Annotated in this window: 19 protein-coding genes; 2 read left to right on the top strand and 17 right to left on the bottom strand. The window is 59.7% G+C overall.

The genetic code is table 11. From position 1 onward, the window contains the following. Window positions 1-78: 78 nt before the first annotated feature. Window positions 79-423, top strand: a complete 345-nt coding sequence (locus C1949_RS02680; protein ID WP_104736940.1) for a pilin assembly protein — start codon at window positions 79-81, stop codon at window positions 421-423. A 77-nt stretch (window positions 424-500) separates the two neighbouring features. Here the strand turns inward: C1949_RS02680 and mazG are convergent, their stop codons facing one another. Genes mazG through cysM form a run of 4 tightly spaced genes read right to left on the bottom strand, consistent with a single transcriptional unit; the run spans window position 501 to window position 5,831 of the window. Next, window positions 501-1,319, bottom strand: a complete 819-nt coding sequence (gene mazG / locus C1949_RS02675) for a nucleoside triphosphate pyrophosphohydrolase (RefSeq protein ID WP_104736939.1) — start codon at window positions 1,317-1,319, stop codon at window positions 501-503. Then, a complete protein-coding gene (relA, locus tag C1949_RS02670) occupies window positions 1,316-3,568 on the bottom strand; it encodes a GTP diphosphokinase (protein ID WP_104736938.1) in 2,253 nt (750 codons plus the stop codon). The genes mazG and relA overlap by 4 nt, the downstream gene beginning before the upstream one ends. Window positions 3,569-3,594: 26 nt before the next feature. Then, on the bottom strand, window positions 3,595-4,938 hold the full coding sequence (gene rlmD / locus C1949_RS02665; protein WP_104736937.1) for a 23S rRNA (uracil(1939)-C(5))-methyltransferase RlmD: 1,344 nt from the start codon (window positions 4,936-4,938) through the stop codon (window positions 3,595-3,597). Further along, on the bottom strand, window positions 4,935-5,831 hold the full coding sequence (gene cysM / locus C1949_RS02660; RefSeq protein ID WP_104736936.1) for a cysteine synthase CysM: 897 nt from the start codon (window positions 5,829-5,831) through the stop codon (window positions 4,935-4,937). Before cysM ends, rlmD begins: the two co-directional genes overlap by 4 nt. A 103-nt stretch (window positions 5,832-5,934) precedes the next feature. Here cysM and C1949_RS02655 point away from each other — a divergent pair, with 103 nt between their 5' ends. Next, window positions 5,935-8,730 carry a response regulator gene (locus C1949_RS02655; protein ID WP_188656512.1) on the top strand — a complete coding sequence of 932 codons (2,796 nt, stop codon included), beginning with the start codon at window positions 5,935-5,937 and terminating at the stop codon, window positions 8,728-8,730. Here the strand turns inward: C1949_RS02655 and acpS are convergent. The 13 genes from acpS to rpoE form a co-directional block, all read right to left on the bottom strand. Further along, window positions 8,719-9,099, bottom strand: coding sequence for a holo-ACP synthase (gene acpS / locus C1949_RS02650; protein WP_104736934.1), 381 nt, complete (start codon window positions 9,097-9,099; stop codon window positions 8,719-8,721). The two genes, C1949_RS02655 and acpS, sit on opposite strands and share 12 nt — an antisense overlap. Next, window positions 9,096-9,836, bottom strand: coding sequence for a pyridoxine 5'-phosphate synthase (pdxJ, locus tag C1949_RS02645; RefSeq protein WP_104736933.1), 741 nt, complete (start codon window positions 9,834-9,836; stop codon window positions 9,096-9,098). Before pdxJ ends, acpS begins: the two co-directional genes overlap by 4 nt. Window positions 9,837-9,882: 46 nt before the next feature. Continuing rightward, window positions 9,883-10,587: a DNA repair protein RecO gene (recO, locus tag C1949_RS02640; RefSeq protein ID WP_104736932.1), complete on the bottom strand. Its 705-nt coding sequence runs from the start codon at window positions 10,585-10,587 to the stop codon at window positions 9,883-9,885. Between the two features lie 5 nt (window positions 10,588-10,592). Next, window positions 10,593-11,495, bottom strand: coding sequence for a GTPase Era (era, locus tag C1949_RS02635; RefSeq protein ID WP_104736931.1), 903 nt, complete (start codon window positions 11,493-11,495; stop codon window positions 10,593-10,595). Then, window positions 11,488-12,177, bottom strand: a complete 690-nt coding sequence (gene rnc / locus C1949_RS02630; RefSeq protein WP_104736930.1) for a ribonuclease III — start codon at window positions 12,175-12,177, stop codon at window positions 11,488-11,490. Before rnc ends, era begins: the two co-directional genes overlap by 8 nt. Beyond that, window positions 12,174-12,551 carry a DUF4845 domain-containing protein gene (locus C1949_RS02625; RefSeq protein ID WP_104736929.1) on the bottom strand — a complete coding sequence of 126 codons (378 nt, stop codon included), beginning with the start codon at window positions 12,549-12,551 and terminating at the stop codon, window positions 12,174-12,176. Before C1949_RS02625 ends, rnc begins: the two co-directional genes overlap by 4 nt. Before the next feature lie 46 nt (window positions 12,552-12,597). Further along, window positions 12,598-13,476: a signal peptidase I gene (gene lepB / locus C1949_RS02620; protein ID WP_104737195.1), complete on the bottom strand. Its 879-nt coding sequence runs from the start codon at window positions 13,474-13,476 to the stop codon at window positions 12,598-12,600. A 21-nt stretch (window positions 13,477-13,497) separates the two neighbouring features. Then, window positions 13,498-15,297: a translation elongation factor 4 gene (gene lepA / locus C1949_RS02615; protein WP_104737194.1), complete on the bottom strand. Its 1,800-nt coding sequence runs from the start codon at window positions 15,295-15,297 to the stop codon at window positions 13,498-13,500. Window positions 15,298-15,462: 165 nt separating this feature from the next. Then, complete coding sequence (locus tag C1949_RS02610; protein WP_373289801.1) at window positions 15,463-16,896, bottom strand: DegQ family serine endoprotease; 1,434 nt, start codon at window positions 16,894-16,896, stop codon at window positions 15,463-15,465. 39 nt (window positions 16,897-16,935) lie between these two features. Beyond that, on the bottom strand, window positions 16,936-17,409 hold the full coding sequence (locus tag C1949_RS02605; protein ID WP_104736927.1) for a SoxR reducing system RseC family protein: 474 nt from the start codon (window positions 17,407-17,409) through the stop codon (window positions 16,936-16,938). After that, window positions 17,406-18,362 carry a MucB/RseB C-terminal domain-containing protein gene (locus tag C1949_RS02600; RefSeq protein ID WP_268236182.1) on the bottom strand — a complete coding sequence of 319 codons (957 nt, stop codon included), beginning with the start codon at window positions 18,360-18,362 and terminating at the stop codon, window positions 17,406-17,408. Before C1949_RS02600 ends, C1949_RS02605 begins: the two co-directional genes overlap by 4 nt. Then, on the bottom strand, window positions 18,362-18,985 hold the full coding sequence (locus tag C1949_RS02595; RefSeq protein WP_104736926.1) for a sigma-E factor negative regulatory protein: 624 nt from the start codon (window positions 18,983-18,985) through the stop codon (window positions 18,362-18,364). Before C1949_RS02595 ends, C1949_RS02600 begins: the two co-directional genes overlap by 1 nt. 58 nt (window positions 18,986-19,043) lie before the next feature. Then, on the bottom strand, window positions 19,044-19,619 hold the full coding sequence (rpoE, locus tag C1949_RS02590; protein ID WP_104736925.1) for an RNA polymerase sigma factor RpoE: 576 nt from the start codon (window positions 19,617-19,619) through the stop codon (window positions 19,044-19,046). Between the last annotated feature and the right edge of the window lie 55 nt (window positions 19,620-19,674).

The following is a 19,674-nucleotide window of genomic DNA, read 5'->3' as shown; positions in this document are numbered from 1 at the left end:
CGAACCCGGAAGTACAGACCTGTTGTGCCAGTTTTGACTGCAGATGACAGGTCGACAAGCTCTCACAAGGGGGAAACCATGAAGATCCGTGAACTCACCCAGACTTGGGAAAAAACCGCCAAGGGCCGCGTTACCCGCAATACCTATGACGTGCACCTGTCACTGGAAGATGCAGCGCGCCTGGAAGCGCTGCACGAAATGTATCCAAAACGCCGCATCGAAGACTTGATCACCGACCTGCTCAGCGCAGCGCTGGAAGAACTCGAAGCCAGCCTGCCCTATCAGGCCGGCACCAAGGTGATTTCCGTTGATGAGTTGGGTGATCCGCTCTACGACGACGTTGGCCCTACGCCACGCTATCTGGAGCTGAGCCGCAAACACCTCAGGGAGCTGATCGAACGTCAGCAGGAAACCCAGCATTAGCAGCTGGCAATCACGGTCACGGCATGCCGTGACCCTACGCAAGCAGGGTAGCGAAGGTGTCGCGTGACGCCCGCAGGTTACAACCCCGCTTGCTTGGCCATATCCCAAAAGGCGTCGAGTTCGTCCAGAGCGCGCTCGGCCACCGTAGTGCCCTGCGCACGCACTTGATCTTCGATAAAGCGGAAGCGCCGCTCGAACTTGGCATTGCCCTGACGCAAGGCGTTTTCCGCATCCACGCCGAGATGACGCGCCAGGTTGACCACGCAGAACAGCAGGTCACCCATTTCCTCTGCAACAGCCTGCTGCTGGCCAGCGGCCAGTGCTTCGCGCACCTCATCGAGCTCTTCGCTGATCTTGTCAATGACCGGCGCTGCCTCGGGCCAGTCGAACCCGGCGGACGAGGCGCGCTTCTGCAGTTTTTGCGCGCGACTCAGCGCTGGCAGCGCTGCGGGCACATCATCCAGCAATGAAAGCTGTTCAGGCTGGTCTGCCTTCTCAGCCCGTTCCTCGGCCTTGATCTGCTCCCAGCGCTGTTTGATCTGCTCAGGTGCCAAAGTCAGGGTGCCAGGCGGGGTACGCAGCTTGCCATCCGGGAACACGTGGGGGTGACGCCGCACCAGCTTGCGGGTGATGCCATCCACCACCTCGTTCCAACCAAAACGCTGCTCTTCATCTGCCAGTTGAGCGTAATACACCACCTGAAACAGCAGGTCACCCAGCTCGCCACGCAATTGGTCGAAATCGCCCTGCTCGATGGCATCGGCGACTTCGTAGGCCTCTTCTAGCGTATGCGGCACGATGGTCGCGTAGCTCTGCTCCAGATCCCACGGACAACCATGCTGCGGGTCGCGCAAGCGCTGCATCAGGTACAGCAGATCATCCAGCTGATAGCTCATCCGCGAGCTTCCTGACGGTTGCGCCGCGCCTCGATCACGTTCGGCAACTGGCTGATCCGGGTCAACAGACGGCTGAGCAGACCGAGATTCGGAATTTCGATAGTCAGCAACATGGCGGCGTAGTTATCGTCCTTGTTGGTACGCGTATTAACCTCCAGCACGTTGATCTTCTCGTTGGCCAACAACAGTGAAACGTCGCGCAACAGACCGGAGCGGTCGTAGGCCTTGATATAGATCTCCACCGGGTAGGTCTGCACTGGTGCGCCGCCCCAGCTCACCTCGATCAGGCGCTCAGAGTCACGATCCTGCAGCTGCATCGCATTGGCACAGTCGGCGCGGTGGACCGTGACGCCGCGACCGAGGGTGATATAGCCAATGATCGGATCGCCCGGCACCGGCTGACAGCAACCCGCCAGTTGGGTCATCAGGTTGCCGACACCCTGAATATAGACGTCGCCGCGGCGGCCGACAGAAGAGCGGCTCGGCTTCTTCGGAATCAGCTCCAGCTGCTCGCTGTGACGATCCGGCTCGACCAATTGCTGGGCCACAGTCACCACGTGGGCCAGACGCATATCGCCGGCTCCGACAGCGACGAACAAATCTTCCTGACTCTTCAGCCCGAGACGGTCGATCAGTTGCGCATAGTCTGCGCCGTTCAGGGCCATACGGGTCAGTTCGCGCTCGACCATCAGCTTGCCGGCCTGAACGTTCTGCTCGCGGGCCTGCTCCTTGAACCAGTGCTGCACCTTGGCCCGCGCGCGTGACGTGTTCAGGTAGCCGAGGTTGGGGTTCAGCCAGTCACGACTCGGCCCGCTCTGCTTGCCAGTAATGATCTCGACCTGCTCACCGGTCTGCAGCAGGTAGTTGAGCGGGACAATGCGGCCGTTGACCTTGGCGCCGCGGCAGCTGTGGCCGATCTCGGTGTGTACCCGATAAGCGAAATCCAGCGGGGTCGCGCCCTTGGGCATGTCCAGCACATGCCCATCGGGCGTGAACAGATAGATGCGGTCCGGCTCAAAGTCGACCCGCAACTGCTCGGCCAGCCCGCCGATATCGCCCATTTCTTCGTGCCATTCCAGCACCTGCCGCAGCCAGGCGATCTTGTCTTCGTAGGCGTTGGAGTTGCTGTCCAGGTCGGTTCCCTTGTAGCGCCAGTGGGCGCAGACACCGAGCTCAGCCTCTTCATGCATACCCTGGGTACGGATCTGTACTTCCAGCACCTTGCCCTCAGGGCCGATCACCGCAGTGTGCAGCGAGCGGTAGCCGTTCTCCTTGGGATTGGCGATATAGTCGTCGAACTCGTTGGGAATGTGGCGCCACAGGCTGTGCACCACACCCAGCGCGGTATAGCAGTCACGCACCTGCGGCACCAAAATCCGCACCGCGCGCACGTCGTAGACCTGACTGAAATCGATGCCCTTGCGCTGCATCTTCCGCCAGATCGAATAGATATGCTTGGCCCGCCCAGTGATGTCGGCATGAATGGACGCCTCTTCCAGCGCCGCACGCAGCTGCCCCATCACCGCATCGATATATTCCTGCCGGTCAAGCCGGCGTTCGTCCAGCAGCTTGGCGATCTGCTTGTACTGGGCAGGCTCCAGATAACGGAAGGACAGATCCTCCAGCTCCCACTTGATATGACCGATACCAAGCCGGTGCGCCAGCGGCGCATAGATGTCGAACACCTCGCGGGCAACCCGATAACGCTTCTCCTCCGGCGCGTCCTTGACCGCCCGGATGGCGCAGGTGCGTTCAGCCAGCTTGATCAACGCAACGCGTACGTCGTCGACCATGGTCACCAGCATCTTGCGCAAATTCTCGACCTGTGACTGGGTGTTGAACATGGCATTGTTGCCGGGATTCTGCGACACACTGATCGCCGCCATGCGCTGGACACCATCAACCAGATGGGCGACGGTCGGGCCAAAACGATGCTCTACCTCGGTGATATCGGTCTTGCGCTCACGCACCGCGCGATAGACCACGGCGGCGACCAGCGAATCCTGGTCGAGTTTGAGGTCGGCAAGAATCTCGGCCATTTCCAGACCGGTGCGATAGCTGCTGGCGCCGTTGGCCCAGATGTTCTCGGCCGCAATGGCCTGCTGCTCGAGATCACATGCCCACTCGCACGCCTCATGCAGCACCTGGGGATCGCCGAGCTGGGTCCGCTCCCCGATTCTGCTGATCCAGGCGTCGATGTTGACGCTTCCATCCTGATTGATCGGGTGTGCTGCTCTGACCTGTACCATCTTTCTTATCCTCGCCCAGAGGCGATCTATTGTCTCCGGAACAATGCCATGGCTTCGACATGGGCGGTCTGGGGAAACATGTCCATGATACCCGCCCGAACCAGGGTGTAGCCCTTGCCAGCCAGAATTCCCGCATCCCGCGCCAGCGTAGCCGGGTTGCAGGAAACATAAAGTATGCGTTCAACACCCATCGCCGCCAGATCTGCGGCCATTTGATCTGCACCGTCGCGCGGCGGATCAAGCAAGGCAGCGGTATATGTCTGGGGCCCTGCTGGCATTTCAAGTGGCTTCGACAGATCAGCCGGCAAAAAGTGCACTGCCGGCAGTTTGTTTTTACGCGCGTTGTCCTGCGCCCGCGCGACCATCTCTTCACTGCCCTCAATGCCGACTACTGCTGCACCCACCCGGGCCAACGCCAGGGCAAAATTGCCGACCCCGCAGAACAGATCCAGCACCGCCTCGCCCGGCTCGATAGCCAGCCAGTCCAGCGCTTGGTTAACCATCGCCTGATTAATCTGCGGGTTGACCTGGGTAAAGTCACCCGGGGCAAACTCCAACATCAACTGCTGATCAGCCAGCCGATAGGCCGGCTCGGCGGCAGCGCCCAGCGGTACAGCCGACAAGTCATCACCCTGCAGCCAGCAGCTCATGCCGAACTGCGTGGCAAAGGCTGCCAACTGCTGCTGGTCCTCGGCTGGCAAAGGCCGCAGGTGGCGCAGCACCAGTGCCGGATGTTCTCCACCAATCAGTTCAACATGACCCAAGGTCTCGACCGCCTCAAGACCACGCAGCATGTTCGGTAGCGCCTTGAGCGCGGCCTCCAGCTCCGGCACCAGAACAGGGCATTGCTCCACATTAACCAGCTCACTGCTGGCCCGCTGACGAAAGCCCACATCCAGCTCACGCCGCTGCCGGTCCCAGCGCAGCGCAATACGTGTCCGCTGACGATAGCCGTATTCCGGCCCGGACAATGCCGGCGCCCATTGCTGTGGTTCAAGTTGGGCGAAATGTTGCAATTGCTGGGCCAGTGCCTGCTGCTTGATCTCCAGCTGCTGCGTGTGTGCCATGTGCTGCAGACTGCAGCCACCACACAATTCAACGTGCGGACAACGCGGCTGCTGACGCTCTGGACTACTCTGCTGCAGGCTTTCCAGGCGTGCCTCGATCAACTTGCTACGCGCCCGGACAACCCTGGCGGTAACCTGCTCGCCGGGCAAACCGCCCTCGACAAAGGTAGTTCGTCCTCGCCAGCGGCCGATGCCGCGGCCATCGTGGGTCAGGCGCTCAAGCGCAAGCTCGATGCGCTGGCCAACCGCAGCAGGCGCGTCGGCGACGGCGGTTGCACGCGGGCGACCGCGACCGCGCTTCATACCGGACCGTCGTATACGCCGGTGGACAGGTAGCGATCACCACGATCACAGATGATCGCCACAATGACCGCATTCTCGACCTCGGCGCTGATCCGCAGCGCTGCTGCAACCGATCCACCGGACGACACGCCGCAGAAGACGCCCTCCTCCCGCGCCAGTCGACGCATGGTCACTTCGGCTTCCTGCTGGCCCATATCGATCACCTGATCCACCCGGGTGTCATCAAAGATGGTCGGCAGATATTCCTTCGGCCAGCGGCGGATGCCGGGAATGGCGGCGCCCTCGATCGGTTGCAGACCGACAATCTGAATCGCCGGATTCTGTTCCTTGAGGTAACGGGAAGTGCCCATGATGGTACCGGTGGTACCCATTGAGCTGACGAAGTGGGTCACGGTGCCCCGGGTGTCACGCCAGATCTCTGGACCGGTGCCGCGATAATGGGCCTCGGGATTGTCCTCATTGCCAAACTGATCGAGCACCTTGCCCTGCCCTTCGGCCTGCATCCGCAAAGCCAGATCCCGGGCACCTTCCATGCCCTGGGCCTGGGTTACCTCGATCAGCTCGGCACCGTAGGCGGTCATCGCCGACTTGCGCTCGGCGCTCATGTTGTTCGGCATGATCAGCACCATGCGGTAGCCCTTGATGGCCGCCGCCATTGCCAATGCGATGCCGGTATTGCCAGAGGTGGCTTCAATAAGGGTGTCGCCGGGCTTGATATCGCCGCGCACCTCGGCTCGCTCGATCATCGACAGCGCCGGACGGTCCTTGACCGAGCCAGCCGGGTTGTTACCTTCAAGCTTGACCAGGATGGTGTTGCTGGTATTGCCAGGCAGGCGCTGCAATCGCACCAGCGGCGTGTTGCCGATGCAGTCGGCGATGGTTGGGTAACTCATGAATCCACCTCGGGGCCGGTTGACCCGGACAACTGGGTCATCAAAGCTGTGCTTTTTGCTAAGTCGGCCTATGATACCGGCAACGGCGTAGTGGATATACCTAATGAACGAGATCGGCATCAAGGCGCGGCTCCTGCTGATGACCCTGATCCCCGCGGGGATTCTGGCCACGGCGGTCGGCGCCTACTTCAGCTGGCAACACCTTGGCGACCTGCAACAGCAGTTACTGGAACGAGGCCAATTGACGGCCGAGCATCTGCAGCGACCCGCTACCGAAGCACTGCTGGCGGGGCAGCCAGCGCGACTACGTAGTGCGCTGGCCAGCACCCTGAACTACCAGGACGTACGCGCAGTCGCACTCTACGACGCAGACCGTCACCCCCTTGAACACAGCGGCCCGCAAATGTTCGTTGCCGATAAACCGCTGCCGGAAACCCCGCTTGCCGCTGGCACCGGCCTGCAGATTCGCAGCGGCGAACGCAGCACCCGGTTCATTCTGCCGTTGCAGGCAAGTCCGGAGCTGCTGGCCAACGCTGAGCGCAACGATATCGAACCTGATGCCCTGATCGGCTGGCTGGAAGTCGAGCTGAGCCACGGCAATACCGAGCTGCGGACCTACCAGACCCTGCTCAGCACCCTGGTACTGATCCTGCTGGGATTGCTGATCACCAGCCTGATGGTCAGCCTCATGGGCCGGCGCATTCTGGAGCCGATTGCCGACATCAACCAGGCCATCGCCCGCATCAGCAAGGGCCAGCTAGACGTACGCCTGCCGAAACAGGGCGCCCGGGAGCTGGATGATCTTGCCGAAGGCGTGAACACCATGACCCAGGCGCTGCAGAGCGCCCAGGGCGAGCTACAACAAAACGTCGAGCAAGCCACCGAGGACCTGCGGCAGACCCTGGAAACCATCGAGGTTCAGAACATCGAACTGGATATGGCCCGCAAGGCCGCGCAGGAAGCCAGCCGGATCAAATCCGAATTTCTCGCCAACATGAGCCACGAACTGCGCACCCCTCTCAATGGCATCCTCGGCTTCAGCAACCTCCTGCAGCGCACTGAAATGACTACTCGCCAGAGCGAGTATCTGGACACCATCAGCAAATCCGCGAACAACCTGCTGGCCATCATCAACGAAATACTCGACTTCTCCAAAATCGAGGCGGGCAAACTGACGCTGGAAACCATGCCGTTCAATCTCCGCGACCTGATTGAAGACACCCTGACCATGCTCGCACCCGCCGCGCACCAGAAGCCGATCGAATTGGTCAGCCTGATCTACAGCGACGTACCGCTGGGTCTGAGCGGTGATCCGCTGCGCCTGAAACAGATTTTGTCCAACCTGCTGAGCAACGCAATCAAGTTCACCCATGCAGGCTCGGTTTGCCTGCGGGTAATGCTGGAAGAAGACAACGACAGCAATGCCAGTCTGCGCATAAGCGTTACCGACACCGGCGTCGGGCTTTCCGAAGCGCAGCAGAAATCACTCTTCCGTGCTTTCAGTCAGATCGACAATTCGCTGACCAGACAAACCAGCGGCACCGGTCTGGGGTTGGTCATCACCAAACGTCTGGTCGAAGAAATGCACGGCGACATTGGCCTCAATAGCGCGCCGGGAGAAGGCTCGGAGTTCTGGCTGACGGTGACCCTGAACAAGTCCAGCCAGGCCAGCGACGACCTGCCTGAGCGGCCGCTGAGCGGCATCCATGCTGCGGTATACGAGCCACTGGCACTGACCCAGCAGGCGCTGCTGCACTCGCTGGATGATCTTGGTCTGCGCACTAGCATCTATCCATCTATCGCCGCGCTGGACAGCGCCCTCCGCTCGCCGGAGGGACAGGATATACAGCTTGCGCTGATCAGCAGTGGAGAAAACGACGCAGAGTGGGCGGAAAGCGCCCAGGCTGTGCAGCGCTGGGCAGCTGCTGGTCACTGTCAGAGTATCCTGCTGGTCAACACCGTTGCCCAACCAGACCTGCTGGATCAGTTGCCAAAGGCGCATTGCGCGGTACTTTCGCGCCCCCTGTGCATGCGTAAGCTGTATCGCACGACTACCCGTCTGCTGGCTCCTCGCGGCGATGCCGGCGCCTCAGAGGTTTCACTGCCCCCCACGGGCGAGCGCCGCAGCAACCCGAACAGCGTCAGCATTCTTTGCGTTGATGACAATCCAGCCAACCTGAAACTGGTCGACACCTTTCTGCAGGAAATGGGCACCCGTGTGCGCACCGCATCCAGTGGCGTGGAGGCGCTCGATATTCTCGACGAACAGCGCTTCGATCTCATATTCATGGATGTACAGATGCCTGGTATGGACGGGCGCCAGACTACCGAAGAACTGCGCATCCGCGAGGATATGAGTCAACAGTCCGCCACCCCGATCGTCGCCCTGACCGCCCACGCTCTGGCGGATGAGCGTCGCAAGCTACTTCGCTGCGGAATGAATGACTACCTCAGCAAACCGATCAACCCGGAGCAACTGCGCGACTGTATTTTGAAGTGGACCGGTCACGACCTTTCGGCGGTGACCGCTCCCGCAATCGAGCCGCCCGCAGCATCAGAGCCGCCACGCACCGAACCGCGCATCCTGGATCGTGATGAAGGACTGCGACTGGCCGCCGGCAAGGCCGATCTGGCGCAGGATATGCTGGAGATGCTGATGCAGAGCCTGCCCGGTGATCGCGAACAGATCGAGCGCAACTACCAGGCTGGCAACCTGGACGCACTACTGGAAACCGTGCACCGGCTGCACGGTGCAACCCGTTACTGCGGCGTACCTGAGCTGCGCAAACGTTGCCTGCAGACCGAGACAAAACTCAAGGAAAAGGCGCCCTGTGATGACGAGGTAAAACAGCTGTTGGAAGCCATCGACCGATTGCAGAGTGCGCTGTCAGTCCTGTGACCAGATGGCAAAGGCTAACGCCTGCTCACGCTCATCACTGAGCGATATCAGCATGCGCCCCCCGCCGCCGGCGGTCACGCGCTCCGCCGCCGCGCCGCTCAGCACCACCACCGGTGCCCCCAGCGGGTCGCGGTCGAGCTGCATGTGCTGCCACGACAGACCACCCGCCAGCCCCGTGCCCAGGGCCTTCATGATCGCTTCCTTGGCGGCGAAACGCTTGGCCAGAAACCGCGCAGGCTGGCCGTGCGCGGCAAAGCGCGCAAACTCATCAGGGGTCAGGATACGACGCGCAAAACGTTCGCCCTGACGCCCGAGCACCGCCTCGATCCGCTCAACCAGCACCAGGTCGGTGCCGATACCCCTGATCATCGGCCAGAGGCTTCCATAATCAACTGGCGCATGTCACGCACCGCCCCGGCAAGACCAGAGAACAGCGCACGGGCAACGATCGCATGGCCAATGTTCAGTTCGTTGATGCCGGGGATGGCCGCGATAGCCTCAACGTTGTGGTAGTGCAGGCCATGACCGGCATTGACCACCAGCCCGAGCTTGCGCGCGTAGTTGACCGACTCACGAATACGTTCCAGAGCCTGCTGTTGTTCGGCCCCCTCGGTATCGGCGTAATGGCCGGTATGCAGTTCGATCACCGGTGCACCCAGGCGTTTGGCCGCTTCGATCTGGCGCGGGTCCGGGTCAATAAACAGCGAAACCTCAGAACCAGCCGCAGCCAAGCGCTCAATGGCAGCCTGCACGCGGGCCTCGTTGCCGCAGACATCCAGGCCTCCTTCGGTAGTCAGCTCCTCACGACGCTCAGGTACCAGACAGACATGAGCAGGTCGGATCTTTTCGGCGAATGCGACCATTTCGTCGGTGACCGCCATCTCAAAATTCATCCGCGTCTGCAGCACCTGGGCAAGCAGCAGAATATCGCGCTCCTGGATATGCCGGCGGTCTTCACGCAGGTGAACCGTAATCCCATCAGCCCCGGCCTGCTCAGCCTCAATGGCAGCCTGTACGGGATCCGGATAACGCGTACCACGGGCCTGCCGCAAGGTAGCAACGTGATCAATATTGACGCCCAACAGAACGCGATCAGACTGGCTCATGCAAGATTCTCCGTTGACTATGCCGGGGCGACCATCCGCCCTGGCCTCAGCGCGGCTCGCCCGTGCGACCCGGCGCAAATAATTGACGACTGACCAGTGGGCGATCACCCAAGTGGACAGCCAACACCTGGCGCATCAAGCGCTTGGCAATCGGCAGCGCCTCGGGATCAGCCCAGTTCTGCGCAGCCATTGCCAACAGCCCCCGTCCGGGCAAGCCGCCCTGGGCGGCATCCACCACTGGGTATAGCCCCATATCCGGGCTCCAGCAGTAGAGGGTATCAGCCAGCACCGGCTGCTGATCGGCATCCTCTGTCAGACTAAAACCGTACCCCAGCAGCACTATCAGCTGCCACTCGAATTCACGCAGAACGGGCTCGACCGAGGACGGAGTCAAAGCCAGCCGTTCCAGTGCAGACTGATAGCCAGCAAACAGGAGCGTCTGGGCGTCACCCGGTGACAGCAAACGAACCAGCAGTTCATTGAGGTACATGCCGCTGAACAACGCTTGGCCCTGCAATCGGGCGTGGGCGCCGGCGACTTCGGCCTGCTGCAGGGTTTTCAGATCGCCACGCCCCTGCCAGCTCACCAGCAAAGGTACAAAGGGCTGTGGCTTTACACCGCGACCGCTACGCGCACCACGCCAGACGACCCGCTGCAGTCCGCCCTGCAGACTGAGCAGGTCAACCAGCGCGCTGGTGTCACGATAAGGCCTGCTGTGCAGGACGTAGGCGGGCTGCAGATGCTCGCGCATGCAGGTCAGTCGTCGAAACGATAACCCAGCGAGCCGAGGGCGCGCTCATCATCGGACCAGCCGCGACGCACCTTGACCCACAGATTGAGCATGATCTTGCTGCCAAACAGTTTCTGCATGTCGAGGCGCGCTTCCTGACCGATCTTCTTCAGTCGGTCACCGCCATCACCAATGATGATTTTTTTCTGACCTTCACGTTCCACCAGAATCAGGGCGTGAATATGCAGAATGCGTCCTTCCTGTTTGAACTGCTCGATTTCAACCGCGACCTGATAGGGAATCTCGGCCCCGAGCTGACGCATGACCTTCTCGCGGACCAGCTCTGCGGCAAGGAAGCGCGAGCTCTTGTCGGTCAGTTGATCTTCAGGGTAGAAGTGTTCACTTTCCGGCAGCCGCTCGGCAATCAGCGACTCGAGACGGTCGATGTTGCGCCCCTGCAGAGCGGACACCGGCACCACCTCGGCATTGGGCAGTTGCTGTGTCAGCCACTCCAGATGCGGCAACAGTTCATTCTTGTCTTCCATCCGGTCAAGCTTGTTAACCACGATCAGCACCGGACACGAGACATACTGCACCCGCTCCAGCACCATCTGGTCCTCGTCGGTCCAGCGCAAACGATCCACAACGAACAGCACCACATCGACATCACGCAGCGCCTGACTGGCGCTCTTGTTCATGAAGCGATTGAGCGCCTTTTCGTTTTCCTTGTGCAGACCAGGGGTATCGACATAGATTGCCTGCACCTCACCCTCGGTCTTGATACCCAGAAGGGTATGGCGCGTGGTCTGCGGCTTGCGCGAGGTGATGGCCAGCTTCTGCCCAAGGATATGGTTCAGCAGAGTCGATTTGCCGACATTGGGGCGGCCAACAATGGCTACATAGCCGCAGCGGGAAACAGCATCAGTCATCGGCACGCTCCACACCCAGGGCGATCAACGCCAGCTGGGCTGCCTGTTGTTCTGCCAGACGCCGGCTGCTGCCGACCCCGAAGGTTCGCTCAGCCAACAGCGCGACCTGACAGTCCACCTTGAATGTTCTGCAGTGGGCTTCGCCACTGCTCTCGATCACCTCATAACGAGGCAGCTCGCTCTGACGCGACTGCAGAAACTCCTGCAAACGCGTTTTTGGGTCCTTGTTGTTATCTACCAGCGTCAGGGTAGCAATGTGCCCCCCCAGCCAGTGCAGAACGCGTTCACGCACAGCGTCCAGCCCGCTGTCGAGGTAGATAGCACCGATAATGGCTTCGGTCGCATCAGCAAGAATCGACTCACGGCGAAATCCGCCGCTCTTCAATTCGCCGGATCCCAGCCGCAGGTACTCACCGAGCTCAAAGCCCTTGGCAAGCTCGGCCAGGGTTACGCCCTTGACCAGCCGCGCACGCAACCTGGAGAGCTGTCCTTCGCGGGCCTGGGGAAAATGTTGAAACAACATCTCGGCAGCAACAAAATTCAGAATCGAGTCGCCCAGAAACTCCAGGCGCTCGTTGTTGCGTCCACCAAGACTGCGGTGGGTAAGGGCCAGTACCAGTAGGTCCTGATCCTCGAAGTGGTAGCCTATCCTGCGCTCTAGTCGGTCTAACTTATTGCTCACTTTAATGGTCTGACAATGAATGTTTCGTCAAAGTGAACCAGCAGGTCCACTGTGTTCAGTAGCGGCGCGCGCACCTCGTACTTAAGCACCAGGGTGTAGGCATTCTGACCACTCTGGGTCACCTTGATGGCTTCTTTTGGATTGATGTCGCGGATACTGTTTAGCTGCATGCCCTTTTCAATGTAAGTATTGAGGTCACGCAGCGAGTTGATCTTGATCGTCGGATCTTCGTTGACCGTCGTAATCATGTTGCGCAACGAGTAGTGGTCCATGTAAATCGGGACCAGCTTCATCGCGATAACCATGCCGAATACGACCAACGCGATAACGGCCAACCAGCCGAAGAAGGAAGCCCCTTTCTGTGAGTTGCGCATGATAACCTCGTAATCCGTTGTTGATGTTATGTCCTGTTCGGCCCGCTCAATGAATCAGAGCAACGCTCGAAAAACTTGGCAAGTTACTCAGCTTTGGCTCGGGCCAATGCATCCAGACCGCGAATGCCTTGCCCACAATATAGTTGTCAGGAACCATGCCCCACAACTCCCTGGGCATTTCCGTTGATTGCCAGTAACGGCTGTCGTTGGAGTTATCCCGGTTGTCCCCCATCATGAAATAGTGCCCCTCCGGCACCACCCATTCATTGGGGCGGGGTGTCTGCGACAGCTGCTTCTGACGAATCAGGTGGCTGACCTCGCCCAACTGCTCCTGGAATATCTCTGCCTTGGCAACGGCCTGCAGCGGGTGACCGTCAGGCACTTCGTCATCCGGTATGACCTCAATCAATTCATGCTCGATCTTCTGGCCGTTGATATACAGCTGCTTTCCAGCATAGCGGATATGATCACCGGGCAAGCCGACTACCCGCTTGATGTAGTTAATAGTCGGATCATTGGGATAGCGAAACACCATGACATCGCCGCGCTGCGGCTCACCCACCGGGATGATCTTGGTATCGATTACCGGCAGACGAATGCCATAGGCAAACTTGTTAACGAGGATAAAATCCCCCACATCCAGCGTCGGCTTCATTGAGCCGGATGGAATCTGAAACGGCTCCACCAGAAACGAACGCAGCACCAGCACAACCGCCAGCACCGGGAAAAAGGATTTGCCGTACTCGACCAGCAATGGCTCCTTTTCGAGCCGCTCGATGGTCTGGGGGTCGGCCACATCGACCTGGGCTTCGTAACTGGCTATCGCACGACGACGACGAGGCGCGAGAAGAACGAGATCAAGCAGGGCCAGAAACCCACTGACGGCAACCGCAATCACCAGCACCAGTGGAAAGTTGATATGCATCATCGTTCGCGCTTACCGTCTCTAGTTGTCGACTTTCAGTACCGCCAGGAACGCGTCCTGCGGGATCTCCACACTACCTACCTGCTTCATGCGCTTCTTACCAGCCTTCTGCTTTTCAAGCAGCTTTTTCTTCCGGCTGGCATCACCACCATAGCACTTGGCAAGTACGTTCTTGCGCAGCGCCTTGACGGTTGAACGGGCAACAATCTGGCCACCGATAGCGGCTTGAATGGCCACATCGAACATCTGACGCGGGATCAGGTCCTTCATCTTCTCAACCAGCTGCCGCCCCTTGAACGCTGCATTGTCACGGTGCACGATCAGCGCCAGCGCATCGACCTTCTCACCATTGATCAACACATCCAGGCGAACCAGTTTAGCCGGCTGGAAGCGATCAAAGCTGTAATCGAGCGAGGCATAACCGCGGCTGACCGACTTGAGACGGTCAAAGAAATCCAACACCACCTCGTTCATCGGCAGGTCGTACACGACCTGAACCTGGGTACCAAGGAAGATCATGTCGTGCTGTACGCCACGCTTCTCGATACACAGGGTGATGACACTACCCAGATGGTCCTGCGGCACCAGAATGTTGGCCCGCACGATGGGCTCGCGCATTTCCTCGATCATCGATGGGTCAGGCAGCAGCGAGGGGTTGTCGACGTAGATGATTTCGCCACCCTTCGTCACGACCTCGAACACAACGGTCGGTGCGGTGGTGATCAAATCAAGGTCGTACTCGCGCTCGAGACGCTCCTGAATGATCTCCATATGCAGCATGCCGAGGAAACCGATACGGAAGCCAAAGCCAAGCGCTTCGGAGCTTTCCGGCTCAAACTGGAGTGCGGCATCGTTCAGCGTCAGTTTTTGCAGCGCCTCACGAAAATCCTCGAAATCATCTGAACTGACCGGGAAAAGACCGGCATAAACCTGTGGCTTGACCTTCTGGAAGCCTGGCAGCGAGCTGACATCCGGCGTAGTCGAGAGGGTCAGGGTGTCGCCAACTGGGGCACCGTGAATATCCTTGATACCCGCGATGATGAAGCCCACCTCGCCCGCTTTCAGGTCAGCGGTTTCGGTATGCTTGGGGTTGAATACACCGACGCTGTCGACCAAATGGGTCTTGCCGGTCGACTTGACCAACACCTTGTCACCCTTCTTGATACGGCCGTGTTTGACCCGTACCAGCGACACAACACCGAGGTAGTTATCGAACCAGGAGTCGATAATCAGCGCCTGCAGTGGCGCTTCAATATCCCCTTCCGGCGAAGGAATGGTGTGAATCAGCGCTTCGAGCACATCCTCCACACCAATACCGCTCTTGGCTGAGCAGGCAACCGCATCAGTGGCATCAATACCGATCACGCTCTCAATCTCTGCCTTTACTCGCTCCGGCTCGGCCTGCGGCAAGTCGATCTTGTTCAGCACCGGCATGACCTCAAGGCCCTGCTCGATGGCGGTATAACAATTGGCTACCGATTGCGCTTCCACGCCCTGGGCGGCATCAACCACCAGCAGCGCGCCCTCGCAAGCTGCCAGCGAACGACTGACCTCGTAGTGAAAGTCGACGTGACCGGGAGTATCAATGAAGTTGAGCTGATAGGTCTTGCCATCTTTGGCGGTGTAATACAGCGTAACGCTGTGCGCCTTAATGGTAATGCCGCGTTCCCGCTCCAAATCCATGGAGTCGAGCACCTGGGCTTCCATTTCGCGCTCGGTCAGGCCGCCACAAATCTGAATGAAGCGGTCAGCCAGCGTCGACTTGCCATGGTCGATGTGGGCAATGATGGAAAAGTTACGAATCAGGCTCAGGTCACTCACAGCGCGGATCATCCAGACAGGGTTGCCAGACTTGGCGAGACGGGGAGGCGACTCCCCAAAACAGCCCGCGAGTTTACCTGATTAGCTGCAATGTCGCCATCGCTGCAGCCCCCGGTCATCGCCCTGTTGACACCGTCGATGACCGGGGGCTGCAAACCGCTGGCCTTACTGCGCCAGACGGAAGGTGATATAGCTGGCGCGCCCCTGACGAATCACCCGCATGGAGATGGAGCGATTGTCCGGGAGATCACTGGCGATCTGGGTAAAGGTCTCTACCGAATCGACCGAACGGTTGTCGAGGTTGGTGATGATGTCACCGGGGCGCAGCCCCACCATGGCCCCCGGGCCACGACTAACCTCACGCACCACGACACCGGAGTGAATATCCAGATTTTTCTTCTGGTCATCACTCAACTCGGCGACAGTGACACCAAGACGGTTGGATGACGTGCTCGGCGCCTGATCGTTGCCACCTGCTGCAGCGACCGCATCATCATCCGGCAACGTGCCAATTTCCATGGTCAGGGTCTTGCGCTGCTTGTCACGCATCACCACCAGAGTTGCTTCGGCACCGGGACGCACTCGACCGACAGCATGCGGCAGGTCGGAAGAGCGAACCACCTCATGGCCATTGAATTCGAGAATGACGTCACCAACTTTCAGCCCACCCTTGTCCGCAGGACCGCCAGGCATGATTTGGGCAACCAGCGCACCAGCCGGCTTGGGCAGATCAAAGGACTCGGCCAGATCCTTGTTTACTTCCTGAATCACAACACCGAGCCAGCCGCGCTGCACGCTACCGTTGTCCTTGATCTGCTGCACCACATCCATCGCTACATCAATCGGAATGGCAAAGGACAGCCCCATGAAACCGCCGGAACGAGTGAAGATCTGAGAGTTAATCCCCACAACCTCGCCATCCAGGTTGAACAGCGGGCCACCGGAGTTGCCCGGGTTGATCGCTACGTCAGTCTGAATAAAGGGCACGTAGTTTTCATTAGGCAGGCTACGCCCCTTGGCGCTGACAATACCCGCAGTCACCGAGTAATCGAAGCCAAATGGCGAACCGATGGCCAGCACCCACTCACCGGGCTTCAGGTCGGCCGACTTGCCGATCTTGACCACCGGAAGATCATCACCGGCATCAATCTTCAGCAGCGCCAGATCAGAGCGCGGGTCCGCACCGACCAACTCAGCCTGCATTTCACGGCGATCAGACAGGCGCACAAAAATCTCGTCCGCATCCGCAACAACATGATTGTTGGTCAGCACATAACCATCATGGGAAATGATGAAGCCCGAACCCAGCGACTGCGGCGCTTCGCGCTCGCGCGGCGATGGCGCCTGAGGGAAGCTACGTTCAAAAAACTCACGGAACATCGGTGGCATACCTTCCAGATCAGGCATGCCCTGAACACCAGCCATCGGCTGGCTGGAAACTTTCTGACGGGTACTGATATTAACGATAGCCGGCGATGCCTCTTCCACCAGCTCAGTAAAGTCCGGCAAGTCCGCTGCAACCACCAGCGATTGCCACCCTAGAACCAGCACACTTGTCGCCGCAAGGGCCCAACGTCGAACAGACAGCATAAGTCTGATTACTCCTCACTTGTACTCAAGGACAATCCTGCAAAGGCATCAACCGTTCAGCCGCCCCTCCGGAGCGAAGGGCATCACCTGCCCGGCAGAGCGCAACACCTGCGGCATCATTTGCGGATCACGCTGCGCTCGCTGGCCATGCCAACGCACCACTGCAAAACCGGCAGCCAGGCCCAGTAGGGCTGCGCCGATCATGCCGGGCTCCGCCACGCCCGCAGCCTGCGCCAGCAGAGCACTGGCAAACAGTCCGAGCAACGGAACCATGTACACCCAAAGGGCGCCACGTACGACGGCGTCTTCGGGAATACCGATAAACACCTCATCACCAATCTGCCATTGCCGATCAGTCAGCGCACGAATAAAGCCGCGCTTGGCACCAGAACCTACCCTGGAGAGCAATGCCTGACCGCAACCTGCCTTGGCTGCACAAGAGCCACAGGTGCTGGTGCGCACGGTTTCCACCCACACAGCGCCTGCCTCAACACTCAAGACCCGCCCGCGCTCTTCAATCACTGCGCGATCTCCCCTGCAGAATGAGGAAAGGAGGCGGCTATACGCTCGGCCGTTGCCGGGGGAATCTCACCAACGATAGTTGCCAAATAGCCCGTACCATCAATCTGCAGGCGGCGGCTGACCGCTACCGTTGGCCCCAGCTGCGCCAGCAGATCCTCGGCCAACGCTCCTTCCCCGAGCGGCTCGACGAACAGGGTGAACCGGGCAAGCCCGTCACTGTAAGCCTGGCTCATGACCGGCGACTCATTACTGGCGAGAGCACGGACAATCGGCGCTCCGGCGGTAAAACCCGGCGGCAACCAGCCCGGCTCCCAGCCCGAGGTATCAACCAGCTTTTCGGGCTGCGGCTCGGCCACAGCAAGGCACCCAGGCCCCGCTTCCAGCTGATCATCGTCCAACTCGCCAAAATGCACATCCGTAAACTGGAAGCGCTCGAGCAGGACATTACGCTCGTTGATCAGCAAAGACTTGAGCAACATGCCGGTCTGATCATCAAGGTAGAGTTCGTAGGCGTAACGAAAGGAATCGCGCGGCTTCATGGCGACCACGGTCACCGGACGGTTGGCAACCCGCGTCTTGCCGAGCACATCAAGGGCATACCAGCGCTCGAGCCGCCCCGGATTCAGAGTGGCCGGCGCATCGCCGTGCCAACCGGAAACCGCCGCGAAGGAGCTGGCGCATTGCACCTGTCCATCCCGGCGAACCCACTCCTGGGGCTCGCCATCGGCGCGCAGCAGTCGCTCGGTGATACCGTCGTCATCAGCACGATGCCAAATATGATGGGTACTGAAACTGCCAGAGCGCTCGTAAACAAATGCGCCTGAGTAACTTTGCTGCCCTACTGCATCAACCATCCCTTGCAACCACTGGCTGGCATCGCGGGCCTGGGTCAGTGGCGAGATCAGCAGAGCTGCCAGGGAACAGCAGCTCAGCGTACGTCGACACCCGACCACTAGCGGCCTTCCATGCTGGCAGCTCGGGCATAGGGAATCAGCTGCGGACTGGCTGCCTGCGCGCTGGCTTCGGCGTGCTCGCGCAAATAACGACCAATGCGTTGCTCATGCCAGGCCGAAGGTGCCTGAGCAGGGGCAAGTGGCTCTGCGCCCGCATTACCGGTCTGCGAATAGCCCGCCAGAACAGCGCCCGAACGCGCCGTCGGATTAGCCTGCAGCATGGAGGGTGCCGGCATGGTCGCAGCAGTCATCTGAGCGCCATTGGGCGCCTCGCCCTGATTGACCATACGTACACCAACCAGCACCGCCAGGGTGACCGATGCGGCGACCGCCACCCGACTGACGTTGCGCCAAATGGCCGAACCCGTCTTGGTCGCCGACGCTGCAGGTGCCATCTGCACGGCTGGCTCGTCGTGCAAGGCGGCTGCAATACCTGCCGACAGGTCGATCGAACCCTGCCACGGCTCCTTGTGCATTACCGAACGTGCCAGCTGATAGCGCGACCAGGTACTACGCAGCTCCGGATTCTGCTCGGTGGCCTGGAGAACACGGCGCACTTCCAGTTCGTCAGCCTCGTTGTCCATGAGCGCGGAAAGAGACTCCTGCAAGACTTCGTTTCTCATTGCTTTACCTCTGCTGTTGGCCCATTGGGCTCACTGCGTTGCACCCCACCTTGAAAACCTATGCCTCAAGCAACGGTTTCAAGGCTTTGTCGATTGCTTCCCGCGCCCGGAAAATCCGGGACCGAACTGTACCGACCGGGCAGTCCATCACGTTCGCAATATCTTCGTAGCTCAACCCTTCAAATTCACGAAGGGTCAAAGCCGTCCTTAAATCATCAGGCAACTGTTGCAAGGTTCGGTTCACTACTTGCTCGATTTCATCGCGCAACATATCGCGCTCGGGCGAGTGAATGTCCTTGAGAATACTGTCGCCGTCGTAATACTCCGCTTCGTCTGCAGCAATATCGCTGTCCGGTGGGCGGCGATTGCGCGCCACCAAGTAATTCTTCGCCGTATTGATCGCAATACGATAGAGCCAGGTATAAAACGCACTGTCTCCGCGAAAATTCCCGAGCGCCCGGTACGCCTTGATAAAAGCTTCCTGAGCGACATCCTGCGCTTCGTGACTGTCGTGCACGAAACGAGTCACCAGCGCGAGAATCTTGTGCTGGTACTTGAGCACCAGCAGATCAAAGGCGCGCTTATCGCCCTTCTGCACTCGTTCAACCAGCTGCTGATCACTCTGCCCGGTCATCGCTGAACCACTCTTCGAAGTCCGTGACCGGCGTTGTTATCGTAGACACAAGATG

Source organism: Halopseudomonas oceani (assembly GCF_002903165.1).
Lineage (GTDB): Bacteria > Pseudomonadota > Gammaproteobacteria > Pseudomonadales > Pseudomonadaceae > Halopseudomonas > Halopseudomonas oceani.
The sequence above is the reverse complement of the archived record's forward strand: the minus strand, read 5'-3'. Positions and strand labels throughout refer to the sequence as shown.

Bases quoted from the DNA above. Each gene is read 5' to 3' on its own strand.
- C1949_RS02625 (WP_104736929.1), bottom strand. From the start codon at position 12,551: ATGCGCAACTCACAGAAAGGGGCTTCCTTCTTCGGCTGGTTGGCCGTT.
- recO (WP_104736932.1), bottom strand. From the start codon at position 10,587: ATGCGCGAGCATCTGCAGCCCGCCTACGTCCTGCACAGCAGGCCTTAT.
- acpS (WP_104736934.1), bottom strand. From the start codon at position 9,099: ATGATCAGGGGTATCGGCACCGACCTGGTGCTGGTTGAGCGGATCGAG.
- relA (WP_104736938.1), bottom strand. From the start codon at position 3,568: ATGGTACAGGTCAGAGCAGCACACCCGATCAATCAGGATGGAAGCGTC.
- pdxJ (WP_104736933.1), bottom strand. From the start codon at position 9,836: ATGAGCCAGTCTGATCGCGTTCTGTTGGGCGTCAATATTGATCACGTT.
- C1949_RS02595 (WP_104736926.1), bottom strand. From the start codon at position 18,985: ATGAGAAACGAAGTCTTGCAGGAGTCTCTTTCCGCGCTCATGGACAAC.
- era (WP_104736931.1), bottom strand. From the start codon at position 11,495: ATGACTGATGCTGTTTCCCGCTGCGGCTATGTAGCCATTGTTGGCCGC.
- mazG (WP_104736939.1), bottom strand. From the start codon at position 1,319: ATGAGCTATCAGCTGGATGATCTGCTGTACCTGATGCAGCGCTTGCGC.
- C1949_RS02655 (WP_188656512.1), top strand. From the start codon at position 5,935: ATGAACGAGATCGGCATCAAGGCGCGGCTCCTGCTGATGACCCTGATC.
- rlmD (WP_104736937.1), bottom strand. From the start codon at position 4,938: ATGAAGCGCGGTCGCGGTCGCCCGCGTGCAACCGCCGTCGCCGACGCG.
- cysM (WP_104736936.1), bottom strand. From the start codon at position 5,831: ATGAGTTACCCAACCATCGCCGACTGCATCGGCAACACGCCGCTGGTG.
- lepB (WP_104737195.1), bottom strand. From the start codon at position 13,476: ATGCATATCAACTTTCCACTGGTGCTGGTGATTGCGGTTGCCGTCAGT.
- rpoE (WP_104736925.1), bottom strand. From the start codon at position 19,619: ATGACCGGGCAGAGTGATCAGCAGCTGGTTGAACGAGTGCAGAAGGGC.
- C1949_RS02680 (WP_104736940.1), top strand. From the start codon at position 79: ATGAAGATCCGTGAACTCACCCAGACTTGGGAAAAAACCGCCAAGGGC.